Source organism: Massilia orientalis, from assembly GCF_030411975.2.
In the GTDB taxonomy this organism is placed as follows: Bacteria; Pseudomonadota; Gammaproteobacteria; order Burkholderiales; family Burkholderiaceae_D; genus Telluria; species Telluria orientalis.
Map to the genome: position 1 here is coordinate 95185 of NZ_JASNRB020000009.1, position 18841 is coordinate 114025.

Genomic DNA, 18841 nt, shown 5'->3' on the forward strand with positions numbered 1-18841 from the left:
TGTCTTCGTAAGCTTTCAGTGAGATGAGTCTTGCTTGGGCAGCGCGAACGAGAACGTCGCGCCTTCGCCCTGCACGGAGTCGGCCCAGACGCGGCCGTTGTGGCGCTCGACGATGCGGCGCACGTTCGCCAGGCCGATGCCCGTCCCCTGGAAGTCCTCCATCCGGTGCAGGCGCTGGAACACGCCGAACAGTTTGTGCACGTACTCCATGTTGAAGCCGGCGCCGTTGTCCGCCACGTGGAAGACCGTCTCGTGCGGATGGTCTTCGGCGGACACGCGGATCACGGCCGGATCGCGCTGGCCCGTGAACTTGACGGCATTGGCCAGCAGGTTGAACAAGGCCAGGTGCAGGAAAGTCGGGTCGGCCCAGGCTTCCGGCAGCGTGCCGATGTTCCACTCGATGTTGCGGCCGCGCGTTTCCAGCGCCAGCTTGTCGAGGCAGGACGCGACGAGGTCGTTCATGTCGACCGTCGTCGGGCGCAGCGAGGCGCGGCCCATCTGCGAGAACGACAGCAGGTCGTCGACGAGCTTGCCGGCCAGGCGCGCGGCTTCCTTGATGTTCTTGAGGAAGCGCTGGCGCTGCTGGGCGTCCTCGCTGCCGGCCGATTCGAGCAGCAGGTCGGCAAAGCCGACGATGTGGCGCAGCGGCGCGCGCAGGTCGTGCGACACGGAGTACGAGAACGCTTCCAGTTCCTTGTTCGCGCGGCCCAGTTCCTCGGCCAGTTCGGCCATCTGCTCCGCGCGTTCGAGCGCGATGCCGAGGAGGGCGGTGCGGAATTCCAGCGCCATCTCGATCTCGCCCTGGTGCCACGGCTGGCTCGTGCCGTGGATCGTCTCGCGCCACGCGTCGAAGCTCGTGCGCGGCGACAGCTGCGTCGGCGCGCCCGTTGCGGCCGCCTTCGCGTGCGGATTGCCCGCCCACTCGATCGTGTGCACCCACTCGGGACGGAACCACAGCAGGTAGTGCTTGTGGATGCGCGAGATCGGCATCGCGAGCAGGCCGCTGGCGTTGCGCGTGAGGCGTTCCGCCGGCGGATACTGCGCGGACAGTTTATCGGTGTGGAACACGTCGCCGTGGTCGTGCAGCGTGAGCCAGTCGACGAGGGCGCGGATGTCGTCTTCCTCCGGCGTGTCGCCGTACGTGAGGACGCGGCCGTCGACCATGATCGCCGCGCCCGACGCGCGCGCGAAGCGCAGCAGGTCCGGGAACACATTGACCAGGTTCTCGACGAAGTCGCTGCCCTGCGTGAGGCCGGCGAGCATCGACACCATCGTGCGCCGCACTTCGAGGCGGAACTGCAGGTCGGCCGCGTCCTCGCGCGATTCGATGCACAGCGCGAGGATCTGGCCCAGCTGCTCGCACGCCGTGCGCTTTTCGAAGGCGACCGGGATCGGTCCCTCGTTGTGGCACGAGACCAGGCCCCACAGCTTGCCTTTGACCATCAGCGACACGGACATCGACGCGAGCGTGTTCATGTTGCGCATGTACTGCAGGTGCACAGGCGAGACGCTGCGCAGCGCCGCGAACGACAAATCGTTCGGCCGGCCCGTGACGGGGTTCAGCGCCGGCACGAGCGGGGCGGGCATGTAGGTCGCGTCCTGGATCAGGCGGATGCGCGACAGCTTGTACAGCTCGCGCGCCTGCGCCGGGATGTCGGACGCGGGGAAGTGCTGCCCCATGTACGAGTGATAGCGCTCGTCGCGCGCTTCCGCCGTCACGTGGCCGTGGCCGTCCGCGTCGAACTGGTAGACGAGCACACGCCCGAAACCCGTCACGGAGCGGATGTGCTGGCACGCCAGGCTCGCCAGCGCTTCGATGCCGGTCGCGTCGTTCACCTTCAGCAGGAAGTCGCCGATCAGCGGGTACAAGTGGCGGAAATCCGCCGCTTCCGCGCGGTCGACGGCTTCGAATTCGGCGATGATCACGCCATCCCATTCGTGGGCCAGCACGTCGAAGTGGTGGCCGTTGGCCGTCGTGATCGTGCCGGCGTAGTACGGGCGCGGACCCAGGTCGGCCGCCAGCTCGGGCGCGATACGCTGCGCCGCCGCGGCGCCGATCACGGCCGCCAGCGGCTGCCCGACGGCGTCCCTCGGCGCGACGCCGGTCCAGTCGCCCACGTTGCCACTGGCCTGCAGCACGGCCAGGTCGGGCGCGAGCGTCAGCAGGAAACCGTGCGGCTGGATGCTGCCGGGCGTGCGGATCGGTTCCTTGTCGCAGGTCGACAGGTCGAGGACGGGTACGGTGGCGGCCTGGGTCATGGGTGGTAAACGGCGTGGGAAACGTCGGGTTGCAAGTGCAGCATTTTACAATGAAAAGCTGAACGCCGATTCGGCATTCCTACCATGCAATCTCGTCGATCCGCGCGAATCCGGCGAATTGCGCGGTGTATTGATGGGCTTGTCGCTGTAGAAATGGGAAATTCGACGACAGCCGTCATTACCTGGGAGGTAATCGCCGCGCCGCACGCCGCCCGGCACACTGGCTCCAACGTCAACCACCGAAGGAGACCATCATGCCCCTGCAGCGACACACCCGCGCCTACACCGCCGCGCCGAACACCATCATCGCCGGCGACGTCAACCTGTACTACCGCGACTGGGGCCGCGGCCGGCCCGTGCTGTTCGTGGCCGGCTGGTCGATGTGCTCCGATTCCTGGGGCTACCAGATGATGGCGTTGTGCCGGCAGGGCCTGCGCTGCATCGCCTTCGACCGGCGCGGCCACGGCCGCTCGTCCGACCCGGGCGGCGGGTACGACCTCGACACGCTGGCCGACGACATCGCGGCCGTCATCGAAGCCCTCGACCTGCGCGACGTCGTGCTGGTCGGGCATTCGATGGGCTGCAACGAGATCGTCCGCTACCTCACGCGCCACGGCAGCGCGCGGGTGACGCAGGTCGCGCTGCTCGGGCCGATGACGCCGGGCATCACGCTGTCCGCATCGAATCCGCATGGGGTCGATCCCGCGCTGCTGCAACAGTTCCGCAGCACGCAGCTGCTGCACGACTTCCCGCGCTGGATCGAGGAGAACGTCGAGCCGTTCGTGCCCGGCGCCGGCCCGCGCATGCGCGACTGGCTCGCGCAGATGGCCCTGCAATGCTCGCTGCAGGCGCTGCACGATTGCCACCTCTGCGTGGAGGACTCGGACATGGTGGCGGAGCTGGAAGCCGTCGACGTGCCGGTCCTCCTGATCGCCGGCGCTCGCGACGTCTCCGCGCCGCTGGAGCTGACCGCGCGCAGGACGAGCGCCCTCGTACCGGACTGCCGGCTCGTCGTCCATGAAGACGCCGCGCACGGCATGTTCCTCACGCACGTGGAGCAGGTCAATGGCGAGTTGCTTGAGTTCATCCGTGCGGAGGTCTAAATTGATGCCTTTACATCAACAGGGGATCGCGATGCAGGATGGGCACGCGGACGCGCGCAGCGACGGCTACTTCAGCGACTTCGGTTCGGCGCTGCGCTACTGGCGCACGCGGCGCGGCTACAGCCAGTTGCGCCTGGCAGTGGATGGCGGCGTCTCGCAGCGGCACCTGAGCTTCCTGGAGAGCGGACGGGCGCAGCCGAGCCGGGACCTGGTCCTGAAACTCGGCATCGTGCTCGACGTGCCGTTGCGCCAGAGAAACGCGATGCTGCTCGCCGCCGGCTTCGCGCCCGCCTACCAGGAGCGCAACCTGTCCGACCCGGAACTGTCGTCCGTGATGCAGGCGCTCGACTTCATGCTGCGCCAGCAGGCGCCGTTTCCCGCCCTCGTCGTGGACCGGCTGTGGAACCTCGTGATGTTCAACGAGCCCGCCGCCGGCTTCATGAAGTGGCTGCTGGGCCTGCCTTCCGATGCGGCCATCCCGCGCGACGGCTCCATCAACGTGCTGCGCCTGATGCTCGACCCGAACGGGCTGCGGCCGCGCCTCGTCAACTGGGAGGCCGTGTGCGCGGACAGCCTGTCGTGGATCCAGCGCGAAGCGATGGCGGACGGGCCGGGCAGCGAGACGACGGCGCTGCTGGCCGAACTGTCCGCGTTGCCCGGGATGGCGGCACTGTCCGACGGCCACGTGCCGAACCTCGACCGGCGCGCGCTGCCGTTCCTGCCGCTGACGATCGCTCACCAGGGTGTGGAACTGAACCTGTTTACAACGATCACGACGCTCGGCACGCCGCACGACGTTACCGTGCACGAGTTGCGGCTGGAATCGTTTTTCCCGGCCGACGGTCCGACGGCGGCATGGTTCCGCGAAAATTTTGCGGTGTAATAACACTCATCAATTCCGGTGATTTTTGGTGAAGATGCATCGTCTATGCAGGTTTTTGGTCCAGTAAAATCCTGAAACTGACAATGTGAAATTCGTTAATCGCAACGCGCGCAAGGCTTTTTTCTCCGGTGTATGATGACCCGGTTTTGACCCTATTCGAGCGCATTCAGCCGCAGTAAATGAACGACCTGTCACCTACGCAATCCTGGCCCGACGAGCGGCGCTACCAGTACCTGATCTCCGGGATCAGCGACTATGCCATCTACATGCTCGATCCGAACGGTTACGTCAGCAGCTGGAATGCCGGCGCGAACCGGTTCAAGGGCTATGTTGCGCAGGAGATCCTGGGCGAGCACTTCTCGCGCTTCTACACACCGGAGGACCGCGAAGCGGGGAAGCCGGCACGGGCGCTGTCGATCGCGCTCGCGGAGGGCAAGTACGAGGCCGAGGGCTGGCGCGTGCGCAAGGACGGCTCGCGGTTCTGGGCGCACGTGGTGATCGATCCGATCTACAACGAGGAGGGCGTCCTGCTCGGCTTCGCGAAGGTGACGCGCGACGTCACCGAGCGCAAGCGCGCCGAGGATGCGCTGCGCGAAAGCGAGCAGCGCTTCCGCCTGCTCGTGAACGGCGTCACCGACTATGCGCTGTTCATGCTGTCGCCGGAAGGCACCGTCACCAACTGGAACCCGGGCGCCGAGCGCATCAAGGGCTATAGCCAGGAAGAGATCGTCGGCAGCCATTTCTCGCGCTTCTATACGCCGGAAGACCAGGCCGCGGGCATCCCGAAGCGCGCGCTGGACACGGCCGCGGCGGCGGGCCGCTACGAGTCCGAGGGCTGGCGCGTGCGCAAGGACGGTTCGCGGTTCTGGGCCCATGCCGTGCTCGACGCCATCCGCGGCGACGACGGCGAACCGCTCGGCTTCGCCAAGATCACGCGCGACCTGACGGAAAAGAAGAAGGCCGACGAGGCGCTGGAAAAGGCCAGCATCGCGTTGTACCAGGCGCAGAAGATGGAATCCATCGGCCAGCTCACGGGCGGCGTCGCGCACGATTTCAACAACCTGTTGTCGGTGCTGTCCAGCGGCCTGGAGGTGCTGAACCTGCAGCGGGGCGAGGGCGATGCGCGCACGCTGGAATCGATGCGGCGCGCGATCGACCGCGGCGCGCGCCTGACCCAGCAATTGCTCGCGTTCGCGCGCCAGCAGCCGCTGCAGGCGGAAACGCGCAACCTCAATGCCGTCATCCGCGGCTTCGAGACCGTGCTGCGCCGCGCCGGCAATCCGTCCATCGATTTCGTGATCGACCTCGACCGCAAGGCCCACAATGCCCTGATCGACAGCGCCCGCTTCGAGTCGGCGCTGCTGAATCTCGTCGTCAACGCGCGCGACGCGATGCCGGAGGGCGGCCGCCTCGTCATCGCGACGGGCAATGTCGTGGCGGACGGCCAGCATCCGGCCGGCCTCGCGCCGGGCGACTACGTGCGTGTGACCGTCAGCGACACGGGCACCGGCATGCCGCCGGACGTCGTGGCGCGCGCCTTCGAACCCTTCTTCACGACGAAGGAAGTGGGCAAGGGCACGGGCCTGGGCCTGTCGCAGGTCTACGGCTTCATCAAGCAGTCGGGCGGCGAGGTTGCCATCGACAGCAAGCCGGGCGAAGGCACGACGATCGCGATCTACCTGCCGGCCGTCGTCAATCCCGCCGAGGAGGCACAGGCCGAGCACACGGAGCGCGTCCTCATCGTCGAGGACGAGCCGGACCTGATGGACGTGGCCGCGTCGCTGTTCACGAGCATGGGCTACGAGGTCGTCACGGCGGCCAGCGGGCAGGAAGCGATCGACTTGATGGAACAGCGCGACATCGACATCCTGTTCACCGACGTCGTGATGCCCAATGGCATGAACGGCATCGAGCTGGCCACCTATACGCGCGAGCATTTTCCGACTACCAAGATCATGCTCGCGTCCGGCTATCCGCTGCCGGCCCTCAAGCAGCGGCATGGCGTCGATCTCAACGAGTTCGCGTTCGTCAACAAGCCGTATCGGCTGTCGGACCTGGCGCGGACCTTGCGGTCTGCGATGTGATTACAACCCGAAGATGATGTCGCTGATCCGCTCGTAGATCGGGTCGGCCGACGGCCCGTTGTTCGGCCAGTTCAAGATATCGAAATGGTCGTAGCCGCGGTAATTGCCGAGGAAATTCCACGTCCCCTTGACGGCCTTGCCGTCGTAGTCGCGCACCGGATGGCCGCTCGGCGCGCGCATGCTCACCGTGTTGACCACGCCATCGTTCGGAAACCATGCGCTGTCGATGCGCACGCGGCCCGGCGCGTTCTGTGTGTACGAGCCCATGCCCGGCTGGGCCAGCGAGCCGACGATCCATTCGCCGGCGAACAGCTTGAAGTACGGGATCATGTCCGCGCGCGGATACTGGAACTGGACGTTCTGCACGGGCGCGAGCACGCGGTCCGTGCCGTTGCAGCACCAGGCGCCGGCTTCCGTCGCCAGCGTCCCCACCGAAAAATAATAGGCCGATGGTGACGTCAGCGCCCAGCGGTTGAATTCGCGCGCGCCGTCCGGCGCCAGTTCCCAGTGGGCCAGTTCGTTGTCGAGGATGTCGCGCAAGGGGCTGCGCAGGTTCGGCAGCACGTCCAGCACGGCATCGCGCAGGGTGGTGCCGTCGTGCGGCGCGGAGATCGTCACGACGCTCCTGATCCAGCCCACCTTGCCGCCTTTGTACAGCTCGCCGCCGCCCTCGTCGCCGTCGGGCGAGCCGTGTTCCAGCAACTGGATCAGGGCGCGGATCGTCGTGCCGCCCTGGCTGTGGCCGATCATGTGGACCGGGTGCGCGGCATCCCATTGCGGGTAGAACGCGAGCGGGTAGTTGTCCGGATTGTTGGCCGGATCCGCGGCCCAGCATTTGCCGGCCGGCTTCTGTGCCTGGCCGGGATAGCCATAGCGCGCCACGTGGTGGGCGCCGTAGTCGACGCAGCCGCCCTTGACCTGGGCGTAAAGCTCGGCGGCGCGGTCCCAGTTCGACGCGATCGCGCCCACCTGCGCGGTGAAGACGGTATGCGGGCCGTGGTAGACGGTCAGGTGCGCGGCGATGTTGCCGTAGCCGCCCCAGTACAGGAAGCTGCCGAGCGGATGCGATTCCGGCCCGAAGCCGAGGACGCCGTGCACGAGCACGACGGGATCGTTGTTGGTGGCGCGCGCGGGGGTGCCCAGCAAGGCGGCAAGCGCCAGCAGCGCGCAGGCGCAGGACTTCGTCAGTCGCAACATGTGACTCTCCATTGGACGTGGCGAGCCCATTGTCGGTTTGATATGCGGCACGGAGTTTGCGCTGCCTCGACCGGGACGACGAAACGGCTGCTGCAATGCAACAAAATGGCGTCGGTGTGGCTTGTGCGCACTATACTGCCGCACATTGTGCAACGCGAGGTCAGTTCGCCGCCGTCATGCCCGCCGCATTGCCCACCGCGCCATCGCCCGGCGTGGACGGGGCCGGCGTATTGGATGCCGTGACGGCCGCCTTCTCGGCCAGGTCCGGGTTCCAGACGACGTGCTCGTCCACCGAATACAGGCGGCATGGCTTGTCGCTCTTGGCCGAGCAGGTGGCCAGGGCGCGGGCTTCCGGATCCTCGCCTTCCTCGGCCCAGCACCAGGCGCCGCTGGGCGACACGGCGAACGCGCGCGGCGTCATCTTGGTCAGATATTCGCGGTAGGCGCGCTTGCCGTTCTCGGACAGGAACGGCACGGCCTCGACGTCCTCGATGCCGGCGAAGTTCGTCGCCTGCGGCTGCGGCGGTTCCGGCACCTTGTAGACGACCTTGGTCGGCATGCCGATCTGCTGCAGGAAGTTCATCGTGTCGGCCAGCCATACCTTTTGGCCGTCGCGGCTGGCCAGCATTCCATGCGAATCTCGCTTGAACGGGGCGTACTCGACGAGCTGGGCGCGGCCGCCGGCCTGTTCGAACGCGTCGTGCATGCGCGCCACGAGTTCCGGCGAGAACAGCGAATCATTCTGGCCGTACATCCACAGGCTCGGCAGCTTGTTCTGCGACCCGTACTCGGCGAAGGCCGACACGAGGGCCGAGCGCCAGCCGCAGCCGTTGCTGTCGTCGCGCAGGCCGCCCGCGAAGTTGATCAGGCCGCGCACGCCCGGCAGGTCCTCGGTGCCGAGCGCCATCGTCGCGAGGCCGCCGTACGACTGGCCGGCGACGACGATATGGTCCGCGTCGACCCATTTCTGCGCACGCGCGTATTCGAGGGTGTCCTTGATGTCCTCGGCCTGGGTATAGCCGTTGGCCGTCATGTCGCAGCCATGGTCGTGGTAATAGCCCGTCGAGTTGGCGAAGCCCTGGCGCATCGGCACCATCACGGCATAGCCGCGTGCCACGAACGCGTGGGCCATGTGGTAGAAGCGGTCGCGCGGCTGCAGGTTCGGGTGACCCGGATCCTTGCCGTGGTTGATGATGATGAGCGGGAAGGGCCCCGGGCCGTTCGGCTGGAACACGGTCGTCTCCAGGCGGGCCTGATGGTCCTGGCCGGCCGGGATCAGGACGATGTGCTCGTTGATCCGATAGTCGAGCTGAAGCTCTTGTTCGATGGCGAGACCCGGCAGCAGGGCCAGGGCGGCAATGAAGGCGGAGGTCAGTTTGCGAACGGAAGGGCGGACTTTAAGCATGGAAGACTCTGCAACGACACCGGGTTTGCACTTTTCCCCGAGAACTGCTTGCCTCGCGGAATGAATTGATTCTAAGCACGGTGATTTCTCAGAGCAATGCCCAATTAACCAAATCTCGAACTAAATCTTCACGTGTGGCCACATTTGCCATAACAGGCAGATAATCTGGATGGCCAACGATTGGGATGCCCATGTTTAACTGACATGAATACCGACGACCCCGACGACCGTTTTCTGCAAGCGTTACAAGGCAGCGCGCGCGCCTGGCGCCTCGCGCTCGAACGCCACCTGAAGGCGAACGGCCTGACGATGGCCGGCTGGAACGCACTGACGGCCGTGGCCGACAGCCCCGAACCGCCGTCGCAGCGGGAACTGGCGCGCCGGCTCGGCGTGGACGGCGCCACGCTCGTGACGACCCTCGACCGCCTCGTCGCGGGCGGCCTCGTGCGGCGCGGTTCGGCGCCGGGCGACCGCCGCGTCAAGCGCATTGCGCTCACGCCGCAGGGCGAGGCGGTGGCGGGCCATGTCCACGCGGAAGCGGCCGCGCTGCGGCGCCTGACCGTCGCGCGGCTGGACGCCACCGCCATGGCCGCGGCGGCGGCCGTGCTGGAAGACCTGCAGCGGCTGCTGGAGAACCCATGAGCGACGCCGATTACGCGCCGCGCCAGTGGCATCCCGACGAGCGCCCCACGCTGCCGGGCGGACCATCGTTTCCGAAGCACTCGATGCCGCGCCGCATCGCCTACTTCCTGATCGGCACGCTCGTGACCATCACGGGCGGCCTCGGTAACGCACTCGTCACCGTCAACCTCGTGAACCTGCAGGGCACGCTGGGCGTCTTCGCGGCCGAAGTCAACTGGCTGCCGACGGCCTACGTGATGACCAATGTGTCGATGAATCTGTTGCTGGTGAAATTCCGCCAGCAATTCGGCCTGCGCGCGTTCACCGAATTCTTCCTCGTGTTGTATGCCCTGATCACGTTCGCGCACCTGTTCGTCAACGACCTGGGCTCCGCGATCGCCGTGCGCGCGGCCCACGGCATGGCGGGCGCGGCCCTGTCGACGCTGGGCCTGTACTATAGCCTGCAGGCTTTTAAAAAGGAATGGCGGCCGCGGGGCATCGTGATCTCGACCGGCATCGCGCAGCTGGCCCAGCCGATCGCCTACATCTTTTCCAGGAGCCTGCTGCAGATCGCGGAATGGCGCGGCCTGTATCTGTTCGAGCTCGGGCTCACGCTCGTCACGCTGGCCGCCGTGCTGTGGCTGAAACTGCCGCCGGGCGACCGCTTCAGGGCGTTCCGGCCCGCCGACTTCCTCACGTTTTCCCTGTTCGCGCCGGGCATGGCGTTGCTGTGCGCGGCGCTCACGTTCGGCCGCGTGCTGTGGTGGACGGAGAACGCGTGGGTGGGGATCGCGCTGGCCGTGTCCATCGTGCTGCTGCTGGCCGCGATCTGCGTCGAGCACAACCGCGACAATCCCCTGCTGAACATCCGCTGGCTGACCAACGGGATGATCCTGCGCCTCTCCATCGCGCTGATGCTCGTGCGCGTCGTGCTGTCCGAGCAGAGCGTGGGCGCGGTCGGCTTCCTGCGCCTCGTGGGCCTGAACAACGACGAGATGCAGACGCTGTTCATCGTCATCCTGCTCGCGACGATCCTCGGCATCGTCGTCTCCGTGCTGGTCACCCGGCCGCCGCACCTGATGGCGCCCCAGGTGGTGGCGCTGTTGATCATGGCGCTGGGCGCATGGATCGATTCGAACGCGACCAACGCCACGCGGCCCGCCCAGATGTACGTGAGCCAAGGCCTTCTGGCGTTCGGCGGCGTGATGTTCCTCGGGCCATTGCTGCTTACGCTGCTCGGGTCCGTGATCGCCAACCCCGCGAACCTGATCAGCTTTTCCGTGCTGTTCGGCCTGACGCAGAACCTGGGCGGACTGATCGGCTCGTCGCTGCTGGGCACGTTCCAGCTGATGCGCGAAAAATACCACTCGTCCGTGCTGGCCGAGCAACTGAGTTCGCTCGATCCGCTCGTCGCCGCGCGCATCCAGCAGTACGGGGCGGCGTACGCGCGCCAGCTGGCGGATCCCGCCGCGCGCACGCGCCAGGGCATCTCCGTGCTGACGCAGACGGCCGCGCGGGAAGCGAACATCCTCGCCTACAACGACGTGTTCCTGTTGATTTCCATCATCGCCACCCTGCTGGCCGCGTGGATCTTCGGCCGCTCGCTGTGGCTGAAGTACGTAGCGCCGCCACCGCCGGCGCCGGTGCCGGTGCCGGCACCGCCCGACCCGACCGATTCGCCGATCGCCGTCCCGTCCGGCGACCGCCGCACGGCGCCGCGTCCGCCCCAGCCGACGCCGGCCGTCCCAACCTGAACCGAGCCCCGACCATGCCGGAAACGACCACAACCCAACAAACATCGAACCGCCGCGTCATCGTGAGCGGCCTGCTGTTCGCGTTCATCGCCCTGATCGGCGTCCTGATCGTGCTGTATGCCTGGAACCTGCCGCCGTTCCACAGCGCGCTGCAGACGACGGAGAACGCGCTCGTGCGGGGCCAGGTGACGATCATCAGTCCGCAACTGTCCGGTTACATCGTCGAAGTGGACGTGCAGGATTACCAGGTGGTCCACCAGGGCCAGCTGCTGATGCGCATCGACGACCGCATCTACCAGCAGAGACTGGACCAGGCCAAGGCCCAGCTGGCGACGACACGCGCGGCACTCGCGAACTTCGCGCAAAGCCGCGGCACGGCCAGCGCCACCATCCAGCAGAACCAGGCCGCGGTCGCCAACGCGGCCGCCCAGGCGCAGCGCGCGAATGCCGACCTGAGACGTGTGGAAGAACTGGCGGCCGACGGTTCGCTGTCCGCGCGCGAACGCGACGCCGCCCGCGCTACCCGCGCGCAGACCGTCGCCGCGGCCGAGCAGGCGCGGGCGGCCCTCGAGATCTCGCGCCAGAACCTGCGCACCGTCGACGTCAACCGTGCGTCGCTGGAGGCGGCCGTCGCGAATGCGGAGGCGGCCGTGCGGCTGGCCGAGATCGATTTGTCCAATACCCGCATCACGGCGCCGCGCGACGGCCAGTTGGGGCAGGTGAGCGTACGCCTCGGCGCGTTCGTCAACGCGGGCGCGCAGCTGACGGCGCTCGTGCCGCAGACGATGTGGGTCGTCGCCAACATGAAGGAGACGCAGATGGCCGATGTCCGGCTGGGCCAGCCCGTTACGTTCACCGTCGACGCGCTCAACCGCGCCAGGCTGCGCGGCCACGTCGAGCAGATTTCGCCGGCGACCGGGTCCGAGTTTTCCGTGATCGTGCCGGACAATGCGACGGGTAACTTCGTCAAGATCGCCCAGCGGATTCCGGTCCGCATCAGCATCGACCCGAATCAGGCACTGGCGGCGCGGCTACGGCCCGGGATGTCGGTGGTGGCGAGCATCGACACGAAAGCGAAAGGACAGGCCCGATGAAGCGCCGCCTGATGCTGGGCGCCTGCGCCGCGCTGCTGGCCGGCTGCCGCATCCCCGTGCAGCCGCCGCCGCAGACGACCTTGAGCGTGCCGCCCGCGTGGCGGGGCCAGGTCGGACCGGGTGCGCCCGTCGAGCGGGACTGGTGGCGCGCGTTCGCCGATCCCGCGCTGGACCGTCTCGTCGCGCAGGCGCTGGAACGCAACAACGACGTGCGCACGGCGCAGGCGCGGCTGCAGGAATACCGGGCGCGCGTCCAGGTGGCGCGCGCGGCCGAGGCGCCGACCTTGTCCGTCGGCCTCACGCCCACGCGGGCGCGCGTGATCGGGCCGTTCGGTATGCCGATCGATACGACGTCGATGCAGGGCGCGTTCCAGGCCGCCTACGAACTCGATCCGTTCGGCCGCACGGCCAGCCTGACGGAAGCGTCGCGGTTGGACTACGCCGCGCAGCAGGCGGCAGCGGAGGCGACGGCGCTGTCGGTCGCGGCGACCACGGCGTCCGGCTACCTGAACCTGCGCGGCCTCGACGCCCAGCTGGAACTCGCGCGCGCCACCCTGGCGTCGCGCCAGCGCTCGCTGGACCTGGCGCGCCGCCAGTTCGAGGTCGGCTACAGCTCGCGCCTGGAATTGTCGCAGGCCGAGGCCGAGTACCGCGCCACGGCCGCCGTCGTGCCGCAGCTGGAGCGGGCGATCGCGCAGCAGGAAAATGCCCTCGACATCCTCGCCGGCGCCAATCCCGGCCCGGTCGGACGGGGCACCGCACTGGTTCGCCTGAATGCGCCCGCGATCCAGCCCGGGCTGCCGTCCGAACTGCTGCGCCGGCGGCCCGACATCGCATCGGCCGAACGCGCGCTCGCCGCGGCCGACGCGAGCCTCGCGGCCGCGCGCGACCAGATGCTGCCGTCGTTGCGCCTGACGGCGTCGCTGGGCGCGTACGCGAACGATTTGCCGACGTTGCTGTCATCCCCGACGAGGCTGTGGAGCGTGGGCGGCAGCGTGCTGGCGCCGCTGTTCGACGCGGGCCGGCTGCGCGCCCAGGCCGAGATCAGCGCCTCGCTGCGCGACCGCGCCGTGTTCGCGTACGAAGCCGCGGTGCGCAATGCGTTCGCCGACACGGAGAATGCCCTGGCGGCCGTGCAGCGCCTGCGCGAGCAGCTGGACGAGGTCGAGGCGCGCCGCGTGGCTACGAGCGAAGTTCTGCGCATTGCCCACAACCGCTACCGCAACGGCTATTCGTCGTACCTGGAAGAGCTGGACGCCCAGCGCAACGCCTTCGCCGCGGAGAACGCCGCGCTGCAGCTGCGCGCCGCCTGGCTGCAGGCGCACGTCGACCTGTACCGCGCGCTGGGCGGGGGCTGGCATCAATAACGACACCATGGAGGAGGGAACATGATCAAGATCGGGATCATCGTCGGGAGCACCCGGCCGGGCCGCAAGGCGCTGGACGTGGCGCGCTGGGTGCTGGACATCGCGGGCATGCGCGCCGACGCCGTGTTCGAGCTGGTCGACATCCAGGATTTCAACCTGCCGCTGCTGGACGAGCCCGTGCCGCCGTCGCAGGGCCGGTATTCGCAGCCGCATACGCAGGCCTGGGCCGCCGCCATCGCCGGCTTCGACGGCTACGTGTTCGTCACGCCCGAGTACAACCACGGCACGTCCGGCGCGCTGAAGAACGCCATCGATTTCCTGTACAAGGAATGGAACAACAAGGCCGCCGGGTTCGTCGGCTACGGCAGCGCGGGCGGCTCGCGCGCCATCGAGAGCCTGCGCCTCGTGATGGGCGAGCTGATGGTGGCCGACGTGCGCGCGCAGGTGATGCTGTCGCTGCGCACCGACTTCGAGAATCACACGACCTTCAATCCGGCCGAGCATCACGAGCAATCCGTGGATGCGATGCTGGACCAGGTGGTGGCGTGGAGCCGGGCGCTCAGGACGTTGCGGCCGGATGCGCCCATCACGTCGGCCGACGCGCCGCATACGGGTCAGCGCATGGGCAGCCAGTGACGGCATGGCGGCGGCGTTACAATCGCCGCCCATGACCGCTTCATCCTCTTCCACAAGGCGCGCAACGTGCGCCGCCTGCCTGCGCGCGCAGAGCGCCTGCATCTGCCACTGGGTGCGGCCGCTGTCCAGCCGCGTCGACCTGTTGATCCTGCAACATCCGCTCGAGGTGCGCAACGCCAAGAACAGTGCGCGGCTGCTGCATCTGTGCTTGCCCGGGAGCCGCCTCGAAGTGGGCGAGACGTTCCCTGATCTGCAGGCGCTGTTGTACGCGGATGGGCGCGTACCCGTGCTGCTGTATCCCGAAACGCCCGGCTTCGCGGCGCCCGTGCTTGAACCGGCGCCGCCGGAGCGGCTGCGGCTCGTCGTGCTGGACGCCACCTGGCGCAAGAGCCTCAAGATGCTCCACGTAAATCCCGAACTGCAGCGTCTGCCACGCCTGGCGCTGCACGACGTGCCGGCGTCGGCTTATCGGATTCGCAAGGCGCATGCGCCACACCAGTTGTCGACGCTGGAAGCCGCAGCGCTGGCACTTGGCCAAATGGAAAGCGACGCCGACGCATACCGGCCTCTACTGCAGGCGTTTGACGGTTTTGTGCAACAACAAGCTGCTCTTTTTTTGTGCTTGAACCCATCCTGACATCGGCGTACTATACTGTATAAACATACAGTACTTAAGGAGCGCCGTGTGAATCGGGTCAACAAAGCAAACGCAAGTCGGGCGGTCAGCCAGGTGGTGTTGCCGTTCCCGCAAAAGTCCGCCGAGGTCGTGCCTATCCACGGTCCGATCAAAGGTCGTGGCGCCGTCACCAATATGCAAGGCCGGTACGAAGTGAACGGCCGCGAGCGGTTCGACGACGGCTGGACCGTGCCTGGCGTAAAGGACGAGGCACCGGCGCCCCTCAAGACGACCGTCACGGACGAGATCGCCAAATCGATCCTCAGCCGCAACACGTCGCCGGATATCCCGTTCAGCGTGTCGCTGAACCCGTACCGCGGCTGCGAGCACGGCTGCATCTACTGCTTCGCACGGCCCACACACGCCTACCTGGGCCTGTCGCCGGGTCTCGATTTCGAAAGCCGTTTGTACGCCAAGGTGAACGCGGCCGACCTGCTGCGGCGCGAGCTGGCGCGGCCGGGCTACGTCCCGGAAAACATCGCCATCGGCGTGAACACGGACGCCTATCAACCGTGCGAACGCGAACGCCGCCTCACGCGCGAGGTGCTGGAAGTGCTGGGCGAATGCAACCACCCGTACGGCCTGATCACGAAGTCGTCGCTGATCGAACGCGACATCGACCTGATCGCGCCGATGGCCGAGAAGGGCCTTGCCTGCGCCGCGATTACCCTGACGACCCTGGACGGCGAAATCTCGCGCACGCTCGAACCGCGCGCGGCCGCGCCGGCCCGCCGCCTGCGCGCGATCCGCACGCTGACGGAAGCCGGGATCCCCGTCAGCGTGAGCGTCGCGCCGATCATCCCGTTCATCACGGAACCGGAAATCGAGCGCATCCTGGAAGCCGCGAAGGACGCTGGCGCCGTCGGCGCGCACTACACGGTGCTGCGCATGCCGTGGGAAGTGAATCCGCTGTTCCAGCAATGGCTGCACGCCCACTTCCCGGACCGCGCCCAGCGCGTGATGAACCGCATCCGCGACATGCGCGGCGGCAAGGACTACGACAGCGACTTCAGCAAACGCATGACGGGCGAGGGCATCTGGGCCGACCTGATTCGCCAGCGTTTCACGAAGGCCATCAAGCGCCTGGGCCTGGATGGCTATATGGGACGGTTCCACAAGCTGGACGGCTCGCAGTTCAAGCGGCCGCTCGTGGTGCCGAAGACGATCGTCAAGCCGACCAGCGCGGCGGCGGCGCAGATGGATCTGTTTTAAACGTTCGCCGTCGTGTCCGACGGCGTCAGCGACAGCACGTGCGCCGCGACGGGGCGCCCGTGCAGGTTGAGGCGGTTGCACGCGAGGCATTCATGCACCGCCCCGGCCTTGCGGGCAACGCCGAGGCTAGCCTGGTTGCCGTCCGCGACGACGATTTCGACCCGCGCCTGGCCCAGGTGCTCGAACGCATGACGCGACAGCGCCCGGATGGCCGCCAGAGCCGCACCTTGCCCCTGGGACGAGGTACGCACCCAGTAGCCGAGGTTACAGAAGCCGTGCAGGCGATTGAACTGGTTGAGGCCTGCCGCGCCGACGTAGTGCCGGCCGTCCGGCCCGAAAATGCCGAACTCGTGCGCGCTGCCATCGGCACGCGCGGCAGCGCAGAACGCGATCCAGGCCAGCGCATCGGCATCGTCGTAGGCGGCATGGGCCCAGGGCATCCACGGGCCGAGGCTCGCCATCGATTCGTGGACCGCGGCCGCCATCGCCGGCGCGTCGTCCGGGACGAGGGGACGCAGGAGAAAACCGTCGGCGTGGATGGGCTGTGTCATGTCAGCATGATAACCGGTCAGTTGTAGCGATGCAGGCTCTCGGCTACGATTGCGTTCTTTATATCGGCGGATGGGCAGGCGGGATATGGTGGAGCAGGACAATACGGTGCAGCGCGTCGTCTTCGTGGGCGCGGAATCGACGGGGAAGTCGACGTTGTCCGAGCATCTGGCACATGCCTACGACACGGTCGCGGTGCCCGAGATCGGCCGCTTCATCTGGGAAGAAAAACAGGGCAAGCTGGGGCCGGACGACTACGTCGAGATCGCCGTCAGGCACCGCGCCGCCGAGGACGCGGCGATGGCGCAGGCGCGGCGCTGGCTGTTCGTCGACACGAATGCGCTGACGACACTGCTGCTGGGCATGGAGTTCCGCCAGGTCGGCGACCCGCCGCCGGCCGAGCTGCTGCGCTGCGCCGGCGAATGCCGCGCGCGCTATGCCCACACGTTCGTCTGCGCGGACGACATCCCGTACGAGGAACAGGACGTGCGCGAGAACGAGGCGTGGCGCGGGCGCATCCAGCGACTCGTGCTGAAGGATCTCGACGCCCGCCGCATCCCGTACACCGTCGTGCACGGCAGCGTGGAAGAGCGGGCAAGCCAGGTGCGCCGGGTGCTCGACGGCGTCGTTTAGACGATCGTGCCCGGCAATTCGATACCGTGCAGGCGCCGGAACAGCTTCAGCGCGAAGCCGTCCGTCATGCCGGAAATATAGTCGGTCGCGCCGAGCAGGCGCGCGTACGGCGTCGTACCGCGGCTGAATTGCTGCGGGATGATTTGCGCGATCTTGCGGTCGGCCGCCGACCGCTCCGCTTCCGGCTTGACGAGCGCCGGCACGATCTTGCCCAGCAGCCCGCCGAGGATCTCGAAGCCGGCCGCTTCGATCTGCAGCACGGAAGGCGTCGCATAGATGCGCTCGCGCGACAGCGTCGCGATCGCCTTCAGCTCGGGCGCGAAGCGCGATGCGCCGGCGAGGTCTTGCTCGAAGCGGCCGTCCATGATCGTGTCGTAATGCTCGCGGAACACATCCAGCGCGGCGCCGATGAGATGGCCGATGGCGCGGGCACGCAGGTATTCCACGCGGCCCGTGTCGTCCGCGAGCTGGCGGTAGGACGGGCTCTCGGCCGCGCCGCCCGGGAAGGCGAGGGGCCACAGCAGTTGCCGCGCCTCGTCGAAGGACACGCGGCCCAGACGGTGACCGTCTTCCAGGTCGACGATGCCGTAGCAGATGTCATCCGCCGCTTCCATCACGAAGGCGAGCGGATGGCGCGTCCAGGCGCCCGGGGCCTTGCGCACGAGTCCGACCTGGGTGGCGACCCGTGCGGCCGTTGCCGCGTCGTCCGCGAAGTAGCCGAATTTCTTTTCGCTGATCCTGTCCCTGGCCGACGGCAGGTCGGACGCGCGCGGGTATTTCATGAACGCCGCGAGCACGGCATAGGTGAGCTGGAATCCGCCATGGTCGACGGCATTCTGCAGGCGCGTGACGAGGCGGAAGCCCTGGGCATTCCCTTCGAAGCGCAGGAAATCCTGGCGTTCGCGCTCGGTGAGGTCGGCCAGCCAGCGTTCCTCGTGCTCGGCGAACCATGACTGGATCGCAGCTTCACCCGAGTGGCCGAACGGCGGGTTGCCGATGTCGTGGGCGAGGCAGGCGGCGGCCACGATGCTGCCGAAGTCCTGCGGCGCCATCGACAACGCGGGTTCGCGCTCCTTGATGAATTCGCCGCACAGCATGCCCAGCGAGCGGCCCACCGACGACACTTCGATGCTGTGCGTGAGGCGCGTGCGTACGTAATCGCTGTCCGACAGCGGGAACACCTGCGTCTTGTCCTGCAGGCGCCGGAACGCGCTCGAATACACGAGCCGGTCCCAGTCGCGCATGTATTCGGTACGGCTGCCGCCGTCGCCCCGGTCATCCTCGCGGCCCAGGCGCATCGTCGACACCAGGCAGTCCCATTCCATCGACATCAATCTCTCCATAAATTATCAGGCGGCCCAGTGTAGC

Annotated in this window: 16 protein-coding genes; 11 read left to right on the top strand and 5 right to left on the bottom strand. The window is 67.4% G+C overall.

From position 1 onward, the window contains the following. Window positions 1-15 precede the first annotated feature (15 nt). Window positions 16-2259 (bottom strand): ATP-binding protein, encoded by a 2244-nt coding sequence (locus QPK29_RS15965; protein WP_371768049.1) that lies wholly within the window; start codon window positions 2257-2259, stop codon window positions 16-18. Between the two features lie 254 nt (window positions 2260-2513). Here QPK29_RS15965 and QPK29_RS15970 point away from each other — a divergent pair, with 254 nt between their 5' ends. The 3 genes from QPK29_RS15970 to QPK29_RS15980 all read left to right on the top strand — a co-directional run bounded on the left by QPK29_RS15970 (window position 2514) and on the right by QPK29_RS15980 (window position 6329). Further along, window positions 2514-3362 (top strand): alpha/beta fold hydrolase, encoded by an 849-nt coding sequence (locus QPK29_RS15970; RefSeq protein ID WP_371768050.1) that lies wholly within the window; start codon window positions 2514-2516, stop codon window positions 3360-3362. Window positions 3363-3366: 4 nt separating this feature from the next. Then, window positions 3367-4245, top strand: coding sequence for a helix-turn-helix domain-containing protein (locus tag QPK29_RS15975; protein ID WP_371768051.1), 879 nt, complete (start codon window positions 3367-3369; stop codon window positions 4243-4245). A 179-nt stretch (window positions 4246-4424) separates the two neighbouring features. Continuing rightward, the gene (locus tag QPK29_RS15980; protein WP_160410002.1) at window positions 4425-6329 is read left to right on the top strand and encodes a hybrid sensor histidine kinase/response regulator; all 1905 of its coding nucleotides are present in this window, start codon (window positions 4425-4427) and stop codon (window positions 6327-6329) included. Here QPK29_RS15980 and QPK29_RS15985 read toward each other — a convergent pair whose 3' ends face one another. Further along, window positions 6330-7526 carry an esterase/lipase family protein gene (locus QPK29_RS15985; protein ID WP_160410003.1) on the bottom strand — a complete coding sequence of 399 codons (1197 nt, stop codon included), beginning with the start codon at window positions 7524-7526 and terminating at the stop codon, window positions 6330-6332. 160 nt (window positions 7527-7686) lie between these two features. Continuing rightward, a complete protein-coding gene (locus QPK29_RS15990; RefSeq protein WP_371768052.1) occupies window positions 7687-8931 on the bottom strand; it encodes a dienelactone hydrolase family protein in 1245 nt (414 codons plus the stop codon). A 204-nt stretch (window positions 8932-9135) separates the two neighbouring features. On the opposite strand from QPK29_RS15990, the gene QPK29_RS15995 reads away from it, so the two are divergent. The 7 genes from QPK29_RS15995 (at window position 9136) to QPK29_RS16025 (ending at window position 16291) form a co-directional block, all read left to right on the top strand. Further along, window positions 9136-9573 (top strand): MarR family winged helix-turn-helix transcriptional regulator, encoded by a 438-nt coding sequence (locus QPK29_RS15995; RefSeq protein WP_371768053.1) that lies wholly within the window; start codon window positions 9136-9138, stop codon window positions 9571-9573. Beyond that, the gene (locus QPK29_RS16000) at window positions 9570-11306 is read left to right on the top strand and encodes an MFS transporter (protein ID WP_371768054.1); all 1737 of its coding nucleotides are present in this window, start codon (window positions 9570-9572) and stop codon (window positions 11304-11306) included. The genes QPK29_RS15995 and QPK29_RS16000 overlap by 4 nt, the downstream gene beginning before the upstream one ends. 14 nt (window positions 11307-11320) lie before the next feature. Further along, window positions 11321-12400, top strand: a complete 1080-nt coding sequence (locus tag QPK29_RS16005; protein WP_371768055.1) for an HlyD family secretion protein — start codon at window positions 11321-11323, stop codon at window positions 12398-12400. Further along, a complete protein-coding gene (locus tag QPK29_RS16010) occupies window positions 12397-13767 on the top strand; it encodes an efflux transporter outer membrane subunit (RefSeq protein WP_371768056.1) in 1371 nt (456 codons plus the stop codon). The genes QPK29_RS16005 and QPK29_RS16010 overlap by 4 nt, the downstream gene beginning before the upstream one ends. 21 nt (window positions 13768-13788) lie before the next feature. Beyond that, entirely contained in the window at window positions 13789-14403 is a 615-nt protein-coding gene (locus tag QPK29_RS16015) for an NADPH-dependent FMN reductase (RefSeq protein WP_371768057.1), read from the top strand. Window positions 14404-14434: 31 nt separating this feature from the next. Continuing rightward, window positions 14435-15040 (top strand): tRNA-uridine aminocarboxypropyltransferase, encoded by a 606-nt coding sequence (locus QPK29_RS16020; protein WP_371768058.1) that lies wholly within the window; start codon window positions 14435-14437, stop codon window positions 15038-15040. A 99-nt stretch (window positions 15041-15139) separates the two neighbouring features. After that, window positions 15140-16291, top strand: coding sequence for a PA0069 family radical SAM protein (locus tag QPK29_RS16025; RefSeq protein ID WP_056132578.1), 1152 nt, complete (start codon window positions 15140-15142; stop codon window positions 16289-16291). On the opposite strand, the gene QPK29_RS16030 is transcribed toward QPK29_RS16025, so the two are convergent. Next, window positions 16288-16842: a GNAT family N-acetyltransferase gene (locus QPK29_RS16030; protein ID WP_371768059.1), complete on the bottom strand. Its 555-nt coding sequence runs from the start codon at window positions 16840-16842 to the stop codon at window positions 16288-16290. The two genes, QPK29_RS16025 and QPK29_RS16030, sit on opposite strands and share 4 nt — an antisense overlap. An 85-nt stretch (window positions 16843-16927) precedes the next feature. Between QPK29_RS16030 and QPK29_RS16035 the strand changes: the two genes are divergently transcribed. Further along, window positions 16928-17473, top strand: coding sequence for an AAA family ATPase (locus QPK29_RS16035; RefSeq protein WP_400189779.1), 546 nt, complete (start codon window positions 16928-16930; stop codon window positions 17471-17473). On the opposite strand, the gene QPK29_RS16040 is transcribed toward QPK29_RS16035, so the two are convergent. Beyond that, window positions 17470-18804, bottom strand: coding sequence for a deoxyguanosinetriphosphate triphosphohydrolase (locus tag QPK29_RS16040; protein ID WP_371768061.1), 1335 nt, complete (start codon window positions 18802-18804; stop codon window positions 17470-17472). The genes QPK29_RS16035 and QPK29_RS16040 overlap by 4 nt on opposite strands. Window positions 18805-18841: the final 37 nt, after the last annotated feature.

What these genes read in the sequence shown, in the direction of transcription:
- QPK29_RS16005 (WP_371768055.1), top strand. Translation starts at nt 11,321, where the DNA reads ATGCCGGAAACGACCACAACCCAACAAACATCGAACCGCCGCGTCATC.
- QPK29_RS15965 (WP_371768049.1), bottom strand. Translation starts at nt 2,259, where the DNA reads ATGACCCAGGCCGCCACCGTACCCGTCCTCGACCTGTCGACCTGCGAC.
- QPK29_RS16015 (WP_371768057.1), top strand. Translation starts at nt 13,789, where the DNA reads ATGATCAAGATCGGGATCATCGTCGGGAGCACCCGGCCGGGCCGCAAG.
- QPK29_RS16030 (WP_371768059.1), bottom strand. Translation starts at nt 16,842, where the DNA reads ATGACACAGCCCATCCACGCCGACGGTTTTCTCCTGCGTCCCCTCGTC.
- QPK29_RS15975 (WP_371768051.1), top strand. Translation starts at nt 3,367, where the DNA reads ATGCCTTTACATCAACAGGGGATCGCGATGCAGGATGGGCACGCGGAC.
- QPK29_RS16000 (WP_371768054.1), top strand. Translation starts at nt 9,570, where the DNA reads ATGAGCGACGCCGATTACGCGCCGCGCCAGTGGCATCCCGACGAGCGC.
- QPK29_RS16035 (WP_400189779.1), top strand. Translation starts at nt 16,928, where the DNA reads ATGGTGGAGCAGGACAATACGGTGCAGCGCGTCGTCTTCGTGGGCGCG.
- QPK29_RS15985 (WP_160410003.1), bottom strand. Translation starts at nt 7,526, where the DNA reads ATGTTGCGACTGACGAAGTCCTGCGCCTGCGCGCTGCTGGCGCTTGCC.
- QPK29_RS15990 (WP_371768052.1), bottom strand. Translation starts at nt 8,931, where the DNA reads ATGCTTAAAGTCCGCCCTTCCGTTCGCAAACTGACCTCCGCCTTCATT.
- QPK29_RS15980 (WP_160410002.1), top strand. Translation starts at nt 4,425, where the DNA reads ATGAACGACCTGTCACCTACGCAATCCTGGCCCGACGAGCGGCGCTAC.
- QPK29_RS15995 (WP_371768053.1), top strand. Translation starts at nt 9,136, where the DNA reads ATGAATACCGACGACCCCGACGACCGTTTTCTGCAAGCGTTACAAGGC.
- QPK29_RS16040 (WP_371768061.1), bottom strand. Translation starts at nt 18,804, where the DNA reads ATGTCGATGGAATGGGACTGCCTGGTGTCGACGATGCGCCTGGGCCGC.
- QPK29_RS16020 (WP_371768058.1), top strand. Translation starts at nt 14,435, where the DNA reads ATGACCGCTTCATCCTCTTCCACAAGGCGCGCAACGTGCGCCGCCTGC.
- QPK29_RS15970 (WP_371768050.1), top strand. Translation starts at nt 2,514, where the DNA reads ATGCCCCTGCAGCGACACACCCGCGCCTACACCGCCGCGCCGAACACC.
- QPK29_RS16010 (WP_371768056.1), top strand. Translation starts at nt 12,397, where the DNA reads ATGAAGCGCCGCCTGATGCTGGGCGCCTGCGCCGCGCTGCTGGCCGGC.